At 66.8% G+C, this 19,330-nt stretch carries 19 protein-coding genes; 13 read left to right on the top strand and 6 right to left on the bottom strand.

Annotated elements, in window-relative coordinates; all coding sequences use genetic code 11:
- Positions 1 to 95: 95 nt before the first annotated feature.
- On the top strand, positions 96 to 686 hold the full coding sequence (locus ACX1DW_RS16655) for an NAD(P)H-dependent oxidoreductase (RefSeq protein ID WP_014822094.1): 591 nt from the start codon (positions 96 to 98) through the stop codon (positions 684 to 686).
- Positions 687 to 756: 70 nt separating this feature from the next.
- On the opposite strand, the gene ACX1DW_RS16650 is transcribed toward ACX1DW_RS16655, so the two are convergent.
- Genes ACX1DW_RS16650 through ACX1DW_RS16640 form a run of 3 tightly spaced genes read right to left on the bottom strand, consistent with a single transcriptional unit; the run spans position 757 to position 3,649 of the window.
- Positions 757 to 2,193, bottom strand: a complete 1,437-nt coding sequence (locus tag ACX1DW_RS16650) for an NAD(P)(+) transhydrogenase (Re/Si-specific) subunit beta (protein WP_458991930.1) — start codon at positions 2,191 to 2,193, stop codon at positions 757 to 759.
- Between the two features lie 3 nt (positions 2,194 to 2,196).
- Positions 2,197 to 2,514, bottom strand: coding sequence for an NAD(P) transhydrogenase subunit alpha part 2 (locus ACX1DW_RS16645; RefSeq protein WP_003284152.1), 318 nt, complete (start codon positions 2,512 to 2,514; stop codon positions 2,197 to 2,199).
- 13 nt (positions 2,515 to 2,527) lie between these two features.
- The gene (locus ACX1DW_RS16640; RefSeq protein WP_312954904.1) at positions 2,528 to 3,649 is read right to left on the bottom strand and encodes a Re/Si-specific NAD(P)(+) transhydrogenase subunit alpha; all 1,122 of its coding nucleotides are present in this window, start codon (positions 3,647 to 3,649) and stop codon (positions 2,528 to 2,530) included.
- A 521-nt stretch (positions 3,650 to 4,170) separates the two neighbouring features.
- Here ACX1DW_RS16640 and gspE point away from each other — a divergent pair.
- The 9 genes from gspE to ACX1DW_RS16595 all read left to right on the top strand — a co-directional run bounded on the left by gspE (position 4,171) and on the right by ACX1DW_RS16595 (position 11,800).
- On the top strand, positions 4,171 to 5,685 hold the full coding sequence (gspE, locus tag ACX1DW_RS16635; RefSeq protein ID WP_368852132.1) for a type II secretion system ATPase GspE: 1,515 nt from the start codon (positions 4,171 to 4,173) through the stop codon (positions 5,683 to 5,685).
- A gap of 147 nt (positions 5,686 to 5,832) precedes the next feature.
- On the top strand, positions 5,833 to 7,047 hold the full coding sequence (gene xcpS, locus ACX1DW_RS16630) for a GspF family T2SS innner membrane protein variant XcpS (protein WP_013981326.1): 1,215 nt from the start codon (positions 5,833 to 5,835) through the stop codon (positions 7,045 to 7,047).
- 5 nt (positions 7,048 to 7,052) lie between these two features.
- Positions 7,053 to 7,487 carry a type II secretion system major pseudopilin GspG gene (gene gspG / locus ACX1DW_RS16625; RefSeq protein WP_003284145.1) on the top strand — a complete coding sequence of 145 codons (435 nt, stop codon included), beginning with the start codon at positions 7,053 to 7,055 and terminating at the stop codon, positions 7,485 to 7,487.
- Positions 7,488 to 7,490: 3 nt separating this feature from the next.
- Positions 7,491 to 8,060, top strand: a complete 570-nt coding sequence (gspH, locus tag ACX1DW_RS16620; RefSeq protein ID WP_394375311.1) for a type II secretion system minor pseudopilin GspH — start codon at positions 7,491 to 7,493, stop codon at positions 8,058 to 8,060.
- A complete protein-coding gene (gene gspI, locus ACX1DW_RS16615) occupies positions 8,057 to 8,476 on the top strand; it encodes a type II secretion system minor pseudopilin GspI (RefSeq protein ID WP_458991929.1) in 420 nt (139 codons plus the stop codon). Before gspH ends, gspI begins: the two co-directional genes overlap by 4 nt.
- Entirely contained in the window at positions 8,473 to 9,186 is a 714-nt protein-coding gene (gspJ, locus tag ACX1DW_RS16610) for a type II secretion system minor pseudopilin GspJ (RefSeq protein ID WP_458991928.1), read from the top strand. The genes gspI and gspJ overlap by 4 nt, the downstream gene beginning before the upstream one ends.
- A complete protein-coding gene (gene gspK, locus ACX1DW_RS16605) occupies positions 9,183 to 10,151 on the top strand; it encodes a type II secretion system minor pseudopilin GspK (RefSeq protein ID WP_267936309.1) in 969 nt (322 codons plus the stop codon). Before gspJ ends, gspK begins: the two co-directional genes overlap by 4 nt.
- A 3-nt stretch (positions 10,152 to 10,154) precedes the next feature.
- Entirely contained in the window at positions 10,155 to 11,285 is a 1,131-nt protein-coding gene (gene gspL, locus ACX1DW_RS16600; protein WP_458991927.1) for a type II secretion system protein GspL, read from the top strand.
- A complete protein-coding gene (locus ACX1DW_RS16595) occupies positions 11,285 to 11,800 on the top strand; it encodes a type II secretion system protein M (RefSeq protein ID WP_458991926.1) in 516 nt (171 codons plus the stop codon). The genes gspL and ACX1DW_RS16595 overlap by 1 nt, the downstream gene beginning before the upstream one ends.
- Before the next feature lie 64 nt (positions 11,801 to 11,864).
- Here the strand turns inward: ACX1DW_RS16595 and ACX1DW_RS16590 are convergent, their stop codons facing one another.
- From ACX1DW_RS16590 to ACX1DW_RS16580, 3 genes are all read right to left on the bottom strand, one after another.
- A complete protein-coding gene (locus ACX1DW_RS16590) occupies positions 11,865 to 13,268 on the bottom strand; it encodes an HDOD domain-containing protein (protein WP_458991925.1) in 1,404 nt (467 codons plus the stop codon).
- A gap of 75 nt (positions 13,269 to 13,343) precedes the next feature.
- Positions 13,344 to 15,416: an ATP-dependent DNA helicase RecG gene (gene recG / locus ACX1DW_RS16585; protein WP_458991924.1), complete on the bottom strand. Its 2,073-nt coding sequence runs from the start codon at positions 15,414 to 15,416 to the stop codon at positions 13,344 to 13,346.
- A 4-nt stretch (positions 15,417 to 15,420) separates the two neighbouring features.
- Positions 15,421 to 16,341, bottom strand: a complete 921-nt coding sequence (locus ACX1DW_RS16580; RefSeq protein WP_108241253.1) for a hydrogen peroxide-inducible genes activator — start codon at positions 16,339 to 16,341, stop codon at positions 15,421 to 15,423.
- A gap of 131 nt (positions 16,342 to 16,472) precedes the next feature.
- Here ACX1DW_RS16580 and ACX1DW_RS16575 point away from each other — a divergent pair, with 131 nt between their 5' ends.
- From ACX1DW_RS16575 to ACX1DW_RS16565, 3 genes are all read left to right on the top strand, one after another.
- Entirely contained in the window at positions 16,473 to 17,333 is an 861-nt protein-coding gene (locus ACX1DW_RS16575) for an NAD-dependent epimerase/dehydratase family protein (protein WP_458991923.1), read from the top strand.
- A 235-nt stretch (positions 17,334 to 17,568) separates the two neighbouring features.
- Complete coding sequence (locus tag ACX1DW_RS16570; protein ID WP_011911384.1) at positions 17,569 to 18,741, top strand: zinc-dependent alcohol dehydrogenase; 1,173 nt, start codon at positions 17,569 to 17,571, stop codon at positions 18,739 to 18,741.
- Between the two features lie 59 nt (positions 18,742 to 18,800).
- On the top strand, positions 18,801 to 19,319 hold the full coding sequence (locus ACX1DW_RS16565; RefSeq protein ID WP_013981338.1) for a hypothetical protein: 519 nt from the start codon (positions 18,801 to 18,803) through the stop codon (positions 19,317 to 19,319).
- The last annotated feature ends 11 nt before the right edge of the window (positions 19,320 to 19,330 follow it).

Below are 19,330 nucleotides of genomic sequence, written 5' to 3'. Positions count from 1 at the left end.
GTGCCTGCAGCGCAAATATCATTTGCCCGTTACGGTCTGGGAGCGGTGCGCAGGGGTGGCTAAGCTGCGCGCCATTCTGTTGCTGAGGCATTTCCATGAAGAAGATTCTGCTACTCAACGGCGGCAAGGCCTTCGCCCATTCCGCCGGCCAGTACAACGCCACACTGCATCAGGCAGCCATCGAAACCCTGACGGCGGCCGGCTTCGAAGTCCGCACCACCGAGATCGACGCCGGCTACGACGTGCAGCAGGAGGTCGAGAAGATTCTCTGGGCGGATGCGCTGATCTATCAGATGCCCGGCTGGTGGATGGGCGCACCCTGGACGGTGAAGAAATACCTCGACGAGGTGTTCACCGCCGGTCACGGGAGCCTCTACGCCAACGACGGCCGCACCCGCTCCGACGCCTCGCAGAAGTACGGCAGCGGCGGTCTGCTGCAGGGCAAGCGCTACATGATTTCCGCCACCTGGAATGCGCCGCAGCAGGCCTTCGACGATCCCAGCGACTTCTTTGCCGGCAAGGGCGTGGACGCCGTCTACCTGCCGTTCCACAAGGCCAACGAGTTTCTCGGCATGCAGGGCTTGCCGACCTTCCTCAGTGTCGATGTGATGAAACGGCCGCAGATCGAGGCGGATGTCGAACGCTATCGGCGGCACCTGGGCGAGGTGTTCGGCTTCAGCGTCTGACCTTTGAACAGGCAAAGAAAAACCCCTCGCGGCATGGCCGGGAGGGGTTTTTCGTTTCAGCGCGAGGCGATCATTCCACGGCCTTGACCATGTCCTCGACGACCTTCTTGGCGTCGCCGAAGACCATCATGGTCTTGTCCATGTAGAACAGTTCGTTGTCCAGGCCCGCATAGCCGCTGGCCATGGAGCGCTTGTTGACGATGACGGTCTTGGCCTTGTAGGCCTCGAGGATCGGCATGCCGGCGATCGGTGACTTCGGATCGTTCTTCGCCGCCGGGTTGACCACGTCGTTGGCGCCGAGCACCAGCACCACGTCGGCCTGGCCGAACTCGGAGTTGATGTCCTCCATCTCGAAGACCTGCTCGTAGGGCACCTCGGCTTCGGCCAGCAGCACGTTCATGTGCCCCGGCATGCGGCCGGCGACCGGATGGATCGCGTACTTCACGGTCACGCCCATGTGCGTCAGCTTCTCGGCCAGCTCCATCAGCGCGTGCTGCGCGCGGGCCACCGCCAGGCCGTAGCCGGGCACGATGATCACGGTGTCGGCGTTGGTCAGCAGGAAGGCGGCGTCGTCGGCCGAACCGGACTTCACGTTGCGCTCCTGCTGCGCGCCCGCCGGGCCACCGGCATCGGCGTCGGCACCGAAGCCGCCGAGGATCACGTTGAAGAACGAGCGGTTCATCGCCTTGCACATGATGTACGAGAGGATCGCGCCGGAAGAGCCCACCAGCGAGCCGGCGATGATCAGCATCGAGTTGTTCAGCGAGAAGCCGATACCGGCGGCCGCCCAGCCCGAGTAGCTGTTGAGCATGGACACCACCACCGGCATGTCCGCACCGCCGATGGGGATGATGATCAGCACGCCGATGACGAAGGCCAGCGCCACCAGGATGGCGAAGGCGGTCAGGTTGCCGGTGAAGGTGTAGACCAGGCCCAGGCCGATGATCGCCAGGCCCACGGCCATGTTGACCATGTGCTGGCCCTTGAATACCACCGGGGCACCCTGGAACAGACGAAACTTGTACTTGCCGGACAGCTTGCCGAAGGCGATCACCGAACCGGAGAAGGTGATGGCACCGATGGCTGCGCCGAGGAACAGCTCCAGGCGGTTACCCACCGGAATCGCGTAGCCGATCTGCTCGACGATGCCCAGCGACTGCGGCTCGACCACCGCGGCAATCGCGATAAACACCGCGGCCAGGCCGATCATGCTGTGCATGAAGGCGACCAGCTCGGGCATCTTGGTCATCTCGACGCGCTTGGCCATGACGGTGCCGACGCTGCCGCCGATCAGCAGGCCGACGATCACGTAGCCGATGCCGGCGGTGGCCAGCTCGCTGCCGAGCTTGAAGATCAGGCCCACGGTGGTGAGCACCGCGATACCCATGCCGATCATGCCGAACAGGTTGCCGCGGCGTGACGTGGTGGGGTGGGACAGACCCTTCAGCGCCTGGATGAAGCACACCGAGGCGACCAGATAGAGCAGGGTGATCAGGTTCATGCTCATGGCTTACTTGCCCTCCGCCTTGGCCGCGCTGCGGTCCTTCTTCTTGAACATTTCCAGCATGCGCCGGGTGACCAGGAAGCCCCCGAACACGTTGACCGCGGCCAGCGCCACGGCGAGCGTGCCCATGGCCTTGCCCAGCGGGGTGACGGTGAGCGCGGCGGCCAGCATGGCGCCGACGATGACGATCGCCGAGATCGCGTTGGTGACCGCCATCAGCGGCGTGTGCAGGGCCGGGGTGACGTTCCAGACCACGTGGTAGCCGACGTAGATCGCCAGCACGAAGATGATCAGGTTGTAGATGCCGTCCGAAATCAGATCCATGTTCGCGTCTCCCTTAACCGTTGGTCCGCACGACCTGGCCGTCGCGGCACATCAGGCACGCGGCGACGATGTCGTCTTCGAGGTTGAGCTGGAACTGGCCGTCCTTGTCGATGACCAGCTTGAGGAAATCCAGCAGGTTGCGCGCGTACAGCGCCGAGGCGTCGGCCGGCACCAGCGTCGCCAGGTTGGCGTGACCGACGATGGTCACGCCGTGGCGCACCACCACCTGATCGATCTCGGTCAGCGGGCAGTTGCCGCCATGCCCGGCCGCCAGGTCGACGATCACCGAGCCGGGCTTCATCTGCTCGACGGTGGCTTCCTGCAGCAGCGTCGGCGCCTTGCGGCCGGGGATCAGCGCGGTGGTGATGACGATGTCCGACTGCAGCGCACGCTCGTGCACCGCCTGCGCCTGACGCGCCATCCACGAGGCCGGCATCGGCCGTGCATAGCCGCCGACGCCTTCGGCGCATTCGCGCTCTTCGTCAGTCTCCAGCGGCACGTCGACGAACTTGGCGCCGAGCGATTCGATCTGCTCCTTCACCGCCGGGCGCACGTCCGAAGCCTCGACCACCGCACCCAGGCGCTTGGCCGTGGCGATGGCCTGCAGCCCGGCGACGCCGGCGCCGAGGATCAGCACGCGCGCGGCCTTCACCGTACCGGCGGCGGTCATCAGCATCGGCATGAAGCGCGGGTAGTGATGGGCACCGACCAGCACCGCCTTGTAGCCGGCGATGTTGGCCTGCGACGAGAGCACGTCCAGGCTCTGTGCACGGGACGTACGCGGCGCGGCCTCCAGGGCGAAGGCGGTGATGCCGCGGGCAGCCATGCGCGCGATGCAGGCATTGTCGAACGGGTTGAGCATGCCCAGCAGCACACTGCCGGACTGCATCTGCGCCAGTTCGGCCTCGTCCGGCGCATTGACCTTCAGCACCAGCTCGGCGGCAAAGGCCGCGGCCGCATCACCGATGGTTGCGCCGACCGCTTCATAGGCGCTGTCCGGCACGCTGGAAAGCAACCCGGCGCCGCTTTGCAGCGTCACCCGGTGCCCTTGGCCGATCAGTTTCTTGACGGTTTCCGGGGTCGCGGCGACGCGCGTCTCCCCGGAGTGGGTTTCGAGAGGAACACCGATGTGCATTGTTGTTGTTCTCCTGCGTGATCATGACCGGTACTGCGGCGAACCGCGCACCGACGTGCTTTTCACCCGCTCGCTGCTCTGGCGAACGGGGTGTGGAACAGGTGAAGCCAGCCGGGCGATGCGCAAAAACGGATCGCCCGGCGCGGCATTCTGCAAGCCTTGAAAAAATCAAACAACTGTTTCAATCAAACGATTGTATTTGACGCGCCGGTCGCAGGATGACTGCCTGTTTTCCGTGCTTCGCTGCAGATTGCGTCCTGTTTGGCTCTGCGTACGACCAATTCGTCCGCGCCAGGCACACGACACGGCCGCATCATGAATGACGCGCCATTGACGGGGTATTCGTCAGCGGTGCCAAGCATCTCCGACCTTGGTGTCGGGTTAAGTCGATATGCGGGAAAAACGCGCGCACGTTGAAATGTCATTCAATCCTTGTAGTCCAACTAGGCTGGTTGGACCCGATTGGAGTGTTTCGAACGCAGTGACGTCGGGTCGCTGCGTGTCGCTGGTGGAGCTGGACGATGCCCGAACTCGATGTAAACGAAGTCACCACGCTGCTCGAACAGCCGGCCCAGCGCCGCCTGCCGTTCGCCTTTGCGCGTCGGCACGGTGTGATCCTGCTGGAGCGTGGCGGCGAGCTGCACCTCGGCCTGCGCGAGGGCGCCGCGTTGACTGCCGTACAGGAGGCGCAGCGGGTCGTTGGCATGCGTCTGCCGATGCAGTGGCTGGCCCAGGCGGATTTCGATCAGGCGCTCGGTGCCGCCTACCAGCACGATTCATCGGCGGCGATGCTGATGGTCGAGGGGCTGGGCAACGACCTCGACCTGGCCAGCCTGGCCGATCAGATCCAGGAAACCGAGGACCTGCTGGAGCAGGAGGACGACGCGCCGATCATCCGCCTGATCAACGCGATCCTCGGCGAGGCGATTGCCGAGAACGCCTCGGATATCCACATCGAAACCTTCGAGAAGCGCTTGGTGATCCGCTTCCGCGTCGACGGCATCCTCCGCGAAGTGGTGCAGCCCAAGCGCGAGCTGGCGGCGCTGCTGGTGTCGCGGATTAAGGTCATGGCCAAGCTGGACATCGCCGAGAAGCGCATTCCGCAGGATGGGCGTATCTCGCTGCGGGTCGGCGGTCGCGAAGTCGATATCCGCGTTTCCACGCTGCCCTCGGCCAACGGCGAGCGGGTGGTGCTGCGTCTGCTGGACAAGCAGGCCGGGCGCCTGACCCTGCGTCATCTCGGCATGAACGAGCAGGACCGCCGCCAGCTGGAGCAGGCGGTGAAGAAGCCCCACGGCATCATCCTGGTCACCGGCCCAACCGGTTCAGGCAAGACCACCACGCTCTATGCCGCGCTGACGACCCTCAACGACCGTACGCGCAACATCCTCACCGTCGAGGATCCCATCGAGTACCACCTCGAAGGCATCGGCCAGACCCAGGTCAACACCAAGGTCGACATGACCTTCGCCCGCGGCCTGCGCGCCATCCTGCGCCAGGACCCGGACGTGGTGATGGTGGGCGAGATCCGCGACCAGGAAACCGCCGACATGGCCGTGCAGGCCTCGCTCACCGGCCACCTGGTGCTCTCCACGCTGCACACCAACAGCGCCATCGGCGCCGTCACGCGCCTGGTGGACATGGGCGTCGAGCCGTTTCTGATCTCCTCGTCGCTGCTCGGCGTGCTGGCCCAGCGCCTCGTGCGGGTGCTGTGTAATGACTGCAAACGCGCCTACATCGCCGATGCCGCCGAGTGCGAGCTGCTCGGCGTCAGCCCAGCCGAGGCGCCGACGCTGTACCACGCCGAAGGCTGCGAGCAATGCCGTGGCCTCGGTTACCGCGGGCGTACCGGCATCTATGAGCTGGTGCTGTTCGACGACACCCTGCGCACCATGGTGCACACCCGTGCCAGCGAGCAGGACATGCTGCGCCATGCCCGGGTACTGGGCCCGAGCATCCGCGAGGACGGGCTGCGCAAGGTGCGCGAGGGGGTGACCACCATCGAGGAGGTGCTGAGGGTGACGCGTGAGGAGTGAGGGGATGAGGTTGCTTCCGACGCGCCTGCAGAGGCATCCGCAGCCTGACCGACGTCGCATGGTGGCGCCATTCGCGGCCGCTCCGTCGACTGTGCAATGCCTTTGTGGAAGCGGTCACCGCGGATCGCCGCTGTTGGAGACCGCCTGATGGCCGCCTTCGAATACCTCGCCCTCGACCCCCGCGGCCGCGAGCAGAAGGGGCTGATCGAGGCCGATAGCCCGCGTCAGGCGCGCCAGCTGCTGCGCGAGAAGCAGTGGGCGCCGCTGGAGGTGAAGCAGGCCAAGTCCAAGGAAGACGTCAGTCGCGGCGGTTTCAGCTTCGGCCGCGGCCTGTCGGCGCGCGATCTGGCATTGGTCACCCGGCAGCTGGCGACGCTGGTGCAGGCTGCGCTGCCCATCGAGGAGGCCCTGCGCGCGGCGGCCGCGCAATCCACCTCGGCGAAGATCAAGTCGATGCTGCTGGCCGTGCGTGCGCGGGTGATGGAGGGCCACAGCCTGGCCGCGGCGCTGCGCGAATATCCGTCGGCCTTTCCCGAGCTCTATCGCGCCACCGTGGCGGCCGGCGAACATGCCGGCCATCTCGGGCTGGTGCTCGATCAACTGGCCGACTACACCGACCAGCGTCAGCAGTCGCGGCAGAAGATCCAGCTGGCGCTGCTCTATCCGGTAATCCTGATGGTCGCCTCGCTGGCCATCGTCGTGCTGCTGCTCGGCTACGTGGTGCCGGACGTGGTCAAGGTGTTCGTCAACACCGGGCAGGAACTGCCGGCGCTGACCCGCGGGCTGATCGCCACCAGCGACGTGGTGAAGAACTGGGGCTGGCTGATCGTGCTCGGCCTCGTCGGCGCGTTCCTTGCCATGCGTGCCGCCCTGCGCGACCCGGCGCTGCGCCTGCGCTGGCATGCGTTCATCCTGCGGATACCGCTGATCGGTCGGCTGAGCCGGGCGACCAACACGGCGCGCTTCGCCTCCACTCTGGCGATCCTGACACGCAGCGGCGTGCCGCTGGTGGAGGCGCTGTCCATCGCCGCTGCGGTGATCGCCAACCTGCGCATCCGCGAGCGGGTGGTCGAGGCGGCGCAGAAGGTGCGTGAAGGCAGCAGCCTGACCCGTGCGCTGGATGCCACCGGGGAATTCCCGCCGATGATGCTGCACATGATCGCCAGCGGGGAGAAATCCGGTGAACTGGATCAGATGCTGGCGCGAACCGCGCGCAATCAGGAGAACGACCTTGCCGCCCAGGTGTCATTGCTGGTCGGCCTGTTCGAGCCGTTCATGCTGGTGTTCATGGGGGCGGTGGTGCTGGTCATCGTGCTGGCCATCCTGATGCCGATCCTCTCTCTCAACCAACTGGTGGGGTAACGACAATGAAGTTGCAACGACGTACGCAAGGGGGCTTCACCCTCATCGAGATCATGGTGGTGGTGGTCATTCTCGGCATCCTCGCCGCGCTGGTGGTGCCGCAGGTGATGAGCCGCCCGGACCAGGCCAAGGTCACCGTGGCGAAGGGCGATATCAAGGCCATCGCCGCGGCGCTGGACATGTACAAGCTGGACAATTTCGCCTATCCGAGCACCCAGCAGGGCCTGGATGCGCTGGTGAAGAAGCCTTCCGGCAACCCGCAACCGAAGAACTGGAACCGCGACGGTTACCTCAAGCGCCTGCCCAAGGACCCGTGGGGCAACGACTACCAGTACCTGTCGCCAGGCACCCAGGGCCAGTTCGACCTCTATTCCTTCGGCGCCGACGGCAAGCCGGGCGGCAGCGATCTAAACGCCGACATCGGTAACTGGGACCTGTAATCGATGCGGCAACGCGCCCGCGCCTTCACGCTGATCGAACTGCTGGTGGTGATCGTCCTGCTGGGCATTCTGGTCAGCGTGGCGGTGCTCAGCGTCGGAGGCTCGAGCACCTCGCGCGAGCTGCGTGACGAGGCGCGTCGGCTGGCGGCGCTGATCGGTGTGCTCAGCGACGAGGCGGTGCTCGACAGTCGCGAATACGGCCTGCTGGTCAACAGCGAGGGCTATCGTGTACTGCGTTACGACGAGGCAACCACGCGCTGGCTGGACGTCGAGCGGCGCAAGGTGCACAAGGTGCCGGAGTGGATGCGCCTGGACCTGGAACTGGACGGCACGCCGCTGGAACTGCTGGCTCCGATCCGGCGCGAAGATGATCGCGCCGGGTTGTCCCAAGACAGCGAGCGATCCGCACGCCGCGCGCCGCGGCTGGAGCCGCAGTTGCTGATTCTCTCCAGTGGCGAGTTGTCGCCGTTCAGCCTGCGTCTGTCCGAGCGCAAGTCGGGCGGCGACGCCTGGCTGATCGCCAGCGACGGCTTCCGCCTGCCCGAGGCCGAGCCGCTCGGAGACAGGCGATGAGAGCATCTCTGGCCAGGGTTGGCCGCGGTTTCACCCTGCTGGAAGTGCTGGTGGCGCTGGCGATCTTCGCCAGCGTTTCGGCGGTGGTGCTCACCGCGGCCGGGCGCAGCCTGAGCAATGCCGGACGCCTGGAAGAACTGACCCTGGCCGGCTGGATCGCCGATAACCGCATCAGCGAACTGCAGTTGCAGCAGACCCCGCCTGCCATCGGCCGCGAAACCCAGGCGCTGGAATACGGCGGCCGCCAGTGGCAGACCCTCAGTGAAATTGAGGCCAGCGCCGATCCGGGCCTGCTGCGGGTGACTGTCTGGGTGGCGCTGCAGACATCGCGTGGCCGCAGCGACCCGCTACCCGAGCGCGCGGTCACCAGCCTCACCGGCTTCATCGGTGTCGGCCCAGGAGCCGCGCGCCAATGAACGCTCACGCGCGCACCAGTGCCGGTTTCACCCTGCTCGAACTGCTGATCGCCATCGCCCTGTTCGCGCTGCTGGGCCTCGGCACCTATCGCATGCTCGAAGCGGTGCTGCAGAGCGACGAGGCGGTGCGTGCGCAGGAACTGCAATTGCGCGAGCTGAGCCGCGCGGTGTGGGCATTCGAACGCGACCTGCAGCAGGTGGTCGGGCGGCCGATTCGCGACGGTTTCGGCGACGAACGCAACGCCTTTATCGGCCAGTTGGGTGGTGAGGATGGCGCGCCGGTGCTGGAGTTGACCCGCGCCGGCTGGCGCAATCCCACCGGGCTGCGGCGCGCCAATCTGCAGCGGGTGCGCTGGCGTCTGGCCGGCGATAACCTCGAGCGCGTCTACTGGGTGGTGCTGGACCGCGACATCGACAGCGAACCGCGCGTGCAACGCGTGCTGGACAATGTCCAGGGCCTGCAGCTGCGCTACCTCGACGAGGACACCGTGTGGCACGAAGAGTGGCCGCCGTTCGATTTCGGCCGCGGTAGCCCGGAGAACGCCGCCGAACGCCTGCCGGTCGCCCTGGAGCTGAGTGTCGATCACGCCCGCTACGGCCGCATCACCCGTCTGCTGCGCCTGCCCGATGCCGCCGAGCAGACGATGCAGCAGGCATTGCCCGGCGCCGAGGGTGTGCCCGAGCCGTTCGAAGGGGAGCTGCCGCAATGAGTCGTCAGCGCGGCGTGGCGCTGATCACCGTGCTGCTGGTGGTGGCCATCGTCACCGTGGTCAGCGCGGCAATGGTGGCGCGCCAGCAGCTGAGCATTCGTGCCAGCAGCAACCAGCTGCAGGCACGCCAGGCCTGGCACTACGCCCTGGGCGGCGAGGCGCTGGCGCAGGCGATACTGGCCCGCGACCTGAAGGGCGGCGAGCCTGGCGCCGCCGCGATCGATCATCTGCTCGAACCCTGGGCGCAGCCGCTGCCGGCGTTCGAGATCGATCAGGGCGAGATCCTCGTGCGTATCGAGGATCTCGCCGGACGCTTCAACCTCAACGACCTGCTGCGCGACCAGCAGCCCAACCCCGCCGCGGTCGAGCAATTCCGCCGGCTGCTGCTGCGTCTGCAGATCAGCGCGCCCTATGCCGAGCGCCTGCTCGACTGGATCGATCCCGACCAGCAGCCGAGCGGTGAGCTGGGAGCCGAAGACAACGTCTATCTCGGCCTCGATACGCCCTATCGCAGCGCCGGTCGCCGCTTGCATGATCTGTCCGAGCTGCGCCTGTTGCTGGACATGCGTGAAGAGGATTTCCAGCGGCTGGCACCCTACGTCGTCGCGCTGCCGCCGAACGTGCCGTTGAACGTCAACACGGCCAGCGCGATGGTGCTCTCCAGCTTGAGCGACAACCTCAGCCTGGGTGCGGCCGAGTCGCTGGTTGAGCTGCGCCGCGCCGTGCCGTTTCGCAACAGCGCGGCGTTTCTCGCGCAGCCGGCGCTGGCCGGCACTACGCTGCAGGGCACTGCGCTGGCGGTTGGCAGTCAATTCTTCCAGGCCACCAGCGAAGTGCGCCTGGGCGACCGCCGGCTGGCGCTGGTCAGCCTGTTGCAACGCGAGCAGGACGGCAGCGTCCGTGTGCTCGCGCGAAATCTCGGTCAGCCTGCCCGGCAGACCCTCCCATCCGACGGAGAACGCTAGACCATGGATTGCCTGTTTCTGCCCGCCGATTGCCCGGCCCGGCTCGACGCCGAGACCCGCGTCTACTGGCTGCCCAAGGATGAACCCGGCCGCTGGCAGCCGCTGGGCGACTGCAGCGCGGCCGGCGCCATCAGCCTGATCCTGCCGACAGAGGTCTGCAGCTTCTTCGCCATCACCCTGCCGACGCGCAAGGCGCGCTGGATGCAGCAGGCGCTGGCCTATGCCGCCGAGGAGCTGCTGGCGGAAAACGTCGACGATCTGCATCTGGCCCTCGGCGAAGCACTGCCAGACGGCCGCCTGCGGGTCGTGGCGATCCGCCGCCAGCTGCTGGATGACTGGCTTGGCCAGTTGCGCGAGCTCGGCCTGCTGATCGTGGCGATTCATGTCGACGCCGATCTGCTGCCGCGGGAGGGCACGCAGCTGTTGTTCATCGGTGAGCGTGGCCTGCTCGGCGGCGAGGGCGAGACCCGGCTGGCCTTCGCCGGCGCGGACTGGCCGCAGCTCGCCACGCTCTGCCCGGCACCCTGGCACGCACAGGGCAACGTGGCCGAGCCGCCGCTGGCGCTCGACGACTACCGGCAGGTGGACGACCCCTATGCGTTTCTCGCCGCGCAGCGCGCGGCGGCGATCAACCTTGCCCAAGGCGACTTCGCCGTGGAGGTCGGCAACACCGGCCTCGGATACTGGAAACCGCTGTTCGCCGTCGCCGGGCTGATCCTGCTGGTGCAGCTGGGCTTCAACCTGGGCCAGGCCTGGTACTTCCAGCGCCAGGGCGACGCCTACGCCGAGGCCAGCCTGGCGCTGTACCGAGAGCTGTTTCCCGAGGACACCCGCATCGTCAACATGCGCGCGCAGTTCGATGATCACCTGGCGCGCGGCAGCGGAGGACAGGCCGGCTTTCTGCGTCTGCTCGATCATGCCGCCGCGGCCCTGGAGGACGGCATTCCGGTGACCATCGGCCAGCTCGATTACAACCAGGACCGTGGCGACCTGGCGTTGCAGGTGCAGGCCATGGACTTTCCCACGCTGGAAACATTGCGCCAACGCCTGGGTGATACCGGTCAGAGCGTGCAGCTGGGCTCGGCCAGTCGCGAAGGCGATGGTGTCAGTGCGCGGGTGGTGATCGGAGGCTGATGATGAATCTCAAGCAACAACTGGCCGTGCGCCTCGCGGATTCGCCGCTTTGGCAGCGCTGGCAGCGTCTGGCACCCCGCGAGCGCACCTCGCTGAGCCTGCTCGGTGCCTTCCTGCTCGCCGTGCTGTTCTATCTCTGGCTGTGGCTGCCGGCCCAGCGTCAGGCTACCGACGCCCGCGAGTATTACCAGGCGCAGCGCGAACTGCATGCCTACATGGAGCAGAACACCGAACTGGCGCGGCAGATGGAGCGCAGCAACCAGGTCGAGCTGGCGCCGGAGCAGTTGCAGGGTGTGATCACCGAGAGCGCGCAGCAGGGCAATCTGCGGATCGAAAGTTTCGACAACAGCAGCGATGGCGGCCTGCAGGTGAGCCTGCCCGGCGCGTCCTATGCGCTGCTCTTGCGCTGGTTCGATACGCTGCAGGGACAAGGCGTCAGCGTTGTCGAGGTCAGCCTGGAGCGTGCCGGAGATGGTCTGGTCAACGCCCGGGTGACCTTTCGCGCCGGTAGTTGAAACGCACCGGCCGCATGCCGTCGGGCTGGCGGCTATACGCGCAACCCGGCAGCGCCGGCGGTCGTCAGTGTGGCGAATTGAACTGCATGGCCAGTGCCCGCAGTGCGGCCTCCGCGGCGAGCACCTTGGCCACCGCGTCGTCGGCTCGCTCGCGGCTGATGCCGAGGCGGTCGAACAGTTGCTGGGGAATTAGCGTATCCGGTCCGCTGCCTATGCCGCGATTGCGCAGCATGCGTACTGCCAGACAGACCAGGTTCGGATAGGCCGCATCGTCGCCGTCGTAGCCGGGGTCGTTCTGGAAGCGCAGGGCGGCCGCGAGCTCCTCGGGCATGCCCCACAGACGCATCAGCCAGGCGCCGATCTGCTCGCGGGTGATGCCCAGCAGATGCTGTTCGACATGGCTGTGCGACAGGTGCGGGTTGGCTTCCAGATGCCGGCAGATCAGCGAGAAATGCGGCGGGAAGACGTGCGCCAGGACCAGGTAGCCGAAGTTGTGCAGCAGCCCGGCCAGGTAGCTCAGGCCCGGCTCCGGGCGTTGTTCGCGGGGAATGGCGCGGGTCAGCCCCTCGATCACCGCAGCGGTGTAGATCGCCTGTTGCCAGTAGGGCGTGGCGTCCTGCGGTTGGTCCTTCGGCAGGCTGAGGGTCTTGCCCAGCGCCAGGCCGAGGGCGAGGTTGATCACCAGGTCGAAGCCCAGCACGCGGACGATGGCATCTTCCACCGAGCGGATGCGCCCTGGGGCGGCGTAGTAGGGTGATGCGGCCCAGCTGATGACCTGCGCCGCCAGCGCCGGGTCGGTCTCCACCACACCGGTGATGTCGTCGACGGTCGCATCGGGGTTGACGCGCAACTTGATGATCTTCTGTGCGGTATGCGACAGCGGCGGGATCTCGATGGTCTCTTCCAGGCGCTTCTGGATGCGCCGCGCGGTGAAGCTCTGCACCGCCTGGCTGATCTCCGCACGGTCGTCGTGCGGGCGGTCGAGGTTCGGCCGGATGCCGCTCAGCGGCACGGCGAAGTTGCCGGCGCTGGCCTTGCTCAGCATGCGCTTGAAATCGCTGCTGCTGACCTCCACCAGCATGCCGAGCTGGCCGGACTCCAACAGCAGCCTTGGTTGCTGCAGCAGGCGCTCTTCGTACAGGCAGGGCGAGCTGGTCAGCGAGGGTACGCCGGGCAAGCGGCTCAGCTCGTGTTTGGCGAGCATGCGCGCCAGCCGCTCTGGTTTGACCGCAGCGAGTTCCCGGCCGGTGAGTTCGGCCAGGCGTGCCAGATCGAGCAGATGGTCCTGCGGGAACAGCACCAGCATCGCGCCGATGGCGTCATCCAGGAGGACCGCCTGAACCCGTTGCGCGGCAGGAAAGTTGGGGCGATCGCGCTGGATCTGGTAACTCACACCGAGGTCTTTCAACAGCTTGGTGATCAGAATGGGCGGTTCGGAGCAGCTTTCGGTGTCGACAGCAGTATTCATGAGCGGACCCGTGGTGGTGACCTGCCGGAGTATAGCGAAGCCGTCAGGCGCGGACGTTGCGGCGACGGATGGTTGTCATACCTGACCGTATTCCTGGCCGTGACGCAGCCAGCGCTCGAGCAGCGGACTGACGTGCTGCGGCCAGTGCGCCAGTAGTTCCTGCGCGGCATCACGCACCGCTGGCAACAGCTCGGCGTCGCGCATCAAATCGGCGACCTTGAACTGCAGGAGGCCGGTCTGGCGCGTGCCGAGCATCTCGCCGGGGCCGCGCAGCTCCAGGTCCTTTTCGGCGATGAGGAAGCCGTCGCAGGTCTCGCGCATGATCGCCAGTCGCTCGCGACCCAGCTGCGACAGCGGCGGATGGTACAGCAGTACGCAGTGACTTGCTGCACTGCCGCGGCCGACCCGCCCGCGCAGCTGATGCAGCTGGGCCAGGCCGAGGCGCTCCGGGTTCTCGATGATCATCAGGCTGGCATTAGGCACGTCGACCCCGACCTCGATCACCGTGGTAGCGACCAGCAGTTGTAGCTCGCCGCGCTTGAACTGCTCCATCACCGCGGCCTTCTCGGCCGGCTTCATGCGGCCGTGAATCAGCCCGACACGCAGGCCCACGAGGGCAGCGGATAGATCCTCGAAGGTGGTTTCCGCGGCCTGGCAGGTGAGCTCCTCGGATTCCTCGATCAGGGTGCACACCCAGTACGCCTGGCGGCCCTCGTTGCAGGCGATGCGCACCCGCTCGATCACCTCCAGGCGGCGGCTGTCGGCGATCACCAGGGTGTTGACCGGAGTGCGGCCCGGCGGCAGTTCGTCGAGGATCGAGGTATCGAGATCGGCGTAGGCGCTCATCGCCAGGGTGCGCGGAATAGGCGTGGCGGTCATGATCAGCTGATGCGGGCAGAGCCGGCCATCAATGCCCTTCTGGCGCAGGGCCAGGCGCTGCTGCACGCCGAAGCGGTGCTGCTCGTCGATGATCACCAGGGCCAGGCGCTTGAACACCACCTCGTCCTGGAATAGCGCATGGGTGCCGACCACCATCGGGCAGCCGCCGGCGATCTGCTCCAGCGCTGTGGCGCGGGCCTTGCCCTTGAGCTTGCCGGCCAGCCAGGCGACCTCGATGCCGAGCGGTTGGAGCCACTTGCTGAAGTTGAGAAAGTGCTGCTCGGCGAGGATTTCTGTGGGCGCCATCAGCGCCACCTGGTAACCGGCTTCCAGCGCCTGCAGGGCGGCAAGGGCGGCCACCACGGTCTTGCCGGCGCCGACGTCGCCCTGCACCAGGCGCAGCATCGGCTCGTGCTGGGCCAGGTCATAGGCGATCTCGGCGCCGACGCGCTGCTGCGCGCCGGTGGGGCTGAAGCCGAGGTTGGCGAGAAAGCGCTGCGGCAGCCTTTTCGCCGGCGGCAGTTGTGGTGCCTGCTGGGCGCGTACCCGCTCGCGCAGGCGCTGCAGCGACAGCTGATGGGTCAGCAGCTCTTCGAAGGCCAGGCGATGCTGGGCCCAGTGGCGGCCCTCGGCGAGCTCCTCCAGATCGGCGTCCGGTGGCGGCCGGTGCAGGTAGCGCAGGGCCTGATCCAGCGGGCCGAGCCGGTACTCGCGGGCCAGCTCCGCCGGCAGCCAGTCCGGCAGACTGTGCGGGCCGAGTCGGCTCAGCGCCTGCTCGCTGAGGTTGCGCAGGCGCTGTTGGGTCAGGCCCTCGGTGGTTGGGTAGATCGGCGTCAGGGTCTGTTCCACCGGCGCCGGCTCGCCGGTCAGCGCGCGGTATTCGGGATGGTAGATCTCCAGTCCCGAGGCCCCGGGACGGGCTTCGCCATAGCAGCGCAGCTGGGTGCCGCGCTTCATCGCTTCTTTTTGCGCCTGGCTGAAGTGGTAGAAGCGCAGGCTCAGCGTGCCGCTGCCGTCCTGCAGGCGCACCAGCAGGCTGCGGCGGCGGCCCATGACGATATCGGCGCCGGATACCACGCCTTCGATCACCGCGTCCTGCCCCGGGCGTAGCGCGCCGATGGGCACCACGCGGGTACGGTCCTGGTAGCGCAGCGGCAGGTGGAAGAGCACGTCCTGCAGGGTTTCCAGGCCGACCCTGGCGAGCTTCTCGGCCAGTGCGGCGCCAACGCCCTTGAGTGCGGTGACCGGAACGGTCGCCAGTTCGCTCATGGCCTCAGGCTTTCGCCGACGGCGGCTTGCCTACCGAACACAGGCGGATCGAGTCGGCGAGGATCTCGATGGCCTTGGGCCGCGGGAAGCTGGCGCGCCAGGCGATCGCCACGGTGCGAAATGGCACCGGCGGCGTCAGTGGGCGGGTTTCCAGTACGCCGGGGGAGTAGTGGTGGCTCTCGACTGCCGACAGCGGCAGGATCGACACGCCCAGGCCCGAGGCGACCATGTGGCGGATGGTTTCCAGCGAACTGGATTCGACCGTGGTGTGGCTGGCCGCCTCGCCCTTGCGGGTGGTCGGGCAGGCTTCGAGTACCTGATCGCGGAAACAATGGCCCTCGCCGAGCAGCAGCAGCGACTTGTCGTTGAGCATGTCGGCGTCGATGGTTTCCTTGGCGGTCCACGGGTGATCGGCCGGCATCAGCACGTAGAACGGCTCGTCATACAGCGGCTTGGTCAGCACGTCGGCTTCCTGGAACGGCAAGGCGATGATGATCGCGTCCAGCTCGCCGGTGCGCAGCTTGTCGCGCAGGACGTGGGTGAAATTCTCTTCGATATACAGCGGCATGTCCGGCGCCACGCGGTGCAGCTGCGGGATCAGGTGCGGGAACATGTAGGGGCCGACGGTGTAGATCGCACCCACCTTGAGCGGTGCCGCCAGCTGGTTCTTGCCGACCTGGGCCAGCTCGCGAATGCTCTGCGCCTGCTCCAGCACCTTCTGTGCCTGGGTGACGATGCCTTCGCCCACGGGGGTCAGGCGCACGGCGCTCTTGGTGCGTTCGAAGATCAGTACACCCAGCTCGTCCTCGAGCTTCTTCACGCCAACCGAAAGGGTCGGCTGACTGACGTGGCAGCGCTCGGCGGCACGGCCGAAGTGCTGTTCCTGGGCGAGGGTGACGATGTAGCGCAGTTCGGTCAGAGTCATAGTCAGCATCCATCAGATTGCCGGCAAGCATAGCCTTTTGCGTAGCCCTTAACCAACCAGTGGCATGCGTGGAAAGCCGGTACACTCCATTGCATACGGCCCGCGTTCGGGTACCACTGAGGGAGCAGAAGATGGGCAAGCGCCTTAGCGTATTGATCGCCGGTTGCGGCGACGTGGGCAGTCGCCTGGGCCTGCAGCTCGGCCGTGACGGCTGGCGGGTGTACGGTCTGCGGCGCAACGCCGCCGAGCTGCCGGTGCCGATCCTGCCGGTCAAGGGCGACCTGACCGATCCCACCTGTCCGCGCTGCTGGCCTAACGGCGGGCTGGATTATCTGGTCTATGCCGCGTCCGCCACCGAGCATGATGAGGCCGGCTATCGTCAGGCCTATGTCGAGGGGCTGCGCAACGTGCTTCGCTGGCTGCGACAGCATGAACAGCAGCCGCGCCGTCTGCTGTTCGTTTCCAGCACCGGCGTCTATGCCCAGCGCGACGGCGAATGGATCGACGAGGATTCGCCCACCGAGCCGACCGGCTTCACCGGGCAGGTCATGCTCGAGGCCGAGCAACTGGCCCTCGGCTGCGGCCTGCCGGCCACCTGCGTGCGCATGGGCGGGCTGTACGACCCGAGTCGCCCCTGGCTGCAGAACCAGGTGCGTGCCGGCCTGCGGGTCGAGCGCGATCCGCCGCAGTACAGCAACCGCATTCACCGCGACGATGCCGCTGCCCTGTTGGCTTTCCTGCTGCAGAGCGACGCCAGTGGTGCTGCGCTGCAGCCCTGTTACCTGGGTGTCGACGATGACCCGGCGCCGCTGCACGAGGTGGTCGACTGGCTGCGCGAGCGGCTGGGCGTCACCCACTGGGCCGAGCAGAGCATGACCCGCCGTGCCGGCAGCAAGCGCTGCAGCAACGCTCGGGCCCGAGCCCTAGGCTGGAAGCCGCGGTTCGCCAGCTACCGTGACGGCTACGCCGCGCTCGGGCGCGACCGCCACTAGGGACGGATGCCGTTGCGCTCACCGCCCGCTGCGGCGTGGCGGGCATGCAGCCCGTCGGCCAGCGGGCAACTCTCGTCCGGCGCTGCTTACTAAATCCTGACAGCACGCCGCACCGGCCGCAGAGGAGCGACAGAGGCAGCAAAGGAACATTCATAGGCCATGTGAGAACGGAACCATCGTTTTCACCGTGCCCTGACCAGGCGGCGTTTCCGCACACCCGATCAGGAGATTGTCCATGAGAGCCCTTCGCTGGCACGGCAAGCACGACATCCGCTGCGACAACCACGTCCCCGATCCCTCCATCGAGGACCCGCGCGACGCCATCATCAAGGTCAGTTCCTGCGCCATTTGCGGCTCCGACCTGCACCTGTACGACGGCTTCATGCCCGGCATGCAGCACGGCGACATCATGGGCCACGAGTTCATGGGCGAAGTGATGGAGGTCGGCTCGGCGAACAAGAAGCTCAAGGTCGGCGACCGCGTGGTGGTGCCCTTCACCATCGTCTGCGGCGAATGCGACCAGTGCCGGCGCGGCAATTTCTCGGTCTGCGAGCGTACCAATCGCAACAAGGACATCGCCGACAAGGTGTTCGGCCATACCACCGCCGGGCTCTACGGCTACACCCACCTCACCGGCGGCTATGCCGGCGGCCAGGCCGAGTATGTGCGCGTGCCCTACGCCGATGTCGGCCCGGTGGTGATCCCCAATGGCCTGACCGACGAGCAGGTGCTGTTTCTCGGCGACATCCTGCCCACCGGCTGGCAGGCCGCGGCGCAGTGCGATATCCAGCCCACCGACACGGTGGCGATATGGGGCGCCGGCCCGGTCGGCCAGTTCGCCATCCGCAGCGCGATCATGATGGGCGCCGAGCAGGTCATCTGCATCGACAACGTGCCCGAGCGGCTGTCCATGGCCCGCGCCGGCGGCGCCATCACCATCAACTTCGACGAGGAAAGCGTGCTCGAGCGGCTCAAGGAGCTGACCCGCGGCAAGGGTCCGGAGAAGTGCATCGACTCGGTGGGCATGGAGGCGCACGCGGCGCGTTCGATCGATTCGATGTACGACCGCGCCAAGCAGGCGCTGATGCTCGAGAGCGACCGGCCGCACGTGCTGCGCGAAATGATCTACGTCTGCCGTCCGGCAGGGATCATCTCGATTCCCGGCGTCTATGGCGGGCTGATCGACAAGATCCCGTTCGGTGCCGCGATGAACAAGGGCCTGACCTTCCGCATGGGCCAGACCCACGTCAACCGCTGGACCGACGACCTGCTCAACCGCATCCAGGAGGGGCAGATCGATCCGAGCTTCGTCATCACTCACAGCGTCAGCCTCGAGCAGGGTCCGGAGATGTACAAGACCTTCCGCGACAAGCATGACGGCTGCATCAAGGTGGTCCTGAAGCCATGAACCGGTCGCCGATCCTGCAGTAGGGATCGGCCGAGCCACGATATCGAGCGAGGAGTCTTATGAGCATTCCACGTCAAGTCACCCGGCCCAACCATTCGGCGCGCTCGCTGGCGCGGGGACTGGGCTGGTTCAGCATCGGCCTGGGCGTCGTCCAGCTGGTGGCGCCGCGTCAGGTCGCGCGTTTCATCGGCATGCCCGGCAGCGATGGAGTGATCCGTGCCTGCGGTCTGCGCGAAATCGCCACCGGCGTCGGCATTCTGCTGGCGGATGATCCCAAGCCCTGGATCTACGGCCGTATCGGCGGTGACGCGCTGGACCTGGCCGGCCTCGGCTGGAGCATCGAACACGGCAACGAGCCGGCCAATGCGGCCATCGCCGCCGGTGCGGTGGCCGGCATCACCGCACTGGACCTGAGCTGCGCCAAGGGTCTGGATGCCGAACGGGTGCCAGCGGTCGAGTGGGACTACAGCGATCGCAGCGGTTTCCCCGCAGGCACGCAGCAGGCTCGCGGCTGCGTCGAGGCGGAATTCGCTGCGGCCCGCGCCGAACCCAACGGCTACTCGCCCTCGCTGCACTGACGTACTGCGCC

Source organism: Stutzerimonas sp. KH-1 (assembly GCF_054483855.1).
Note: the sequence above shows the minus strand (reverse complement) of the source record. Positions and strands in the feature narration are given on the sequence as shown.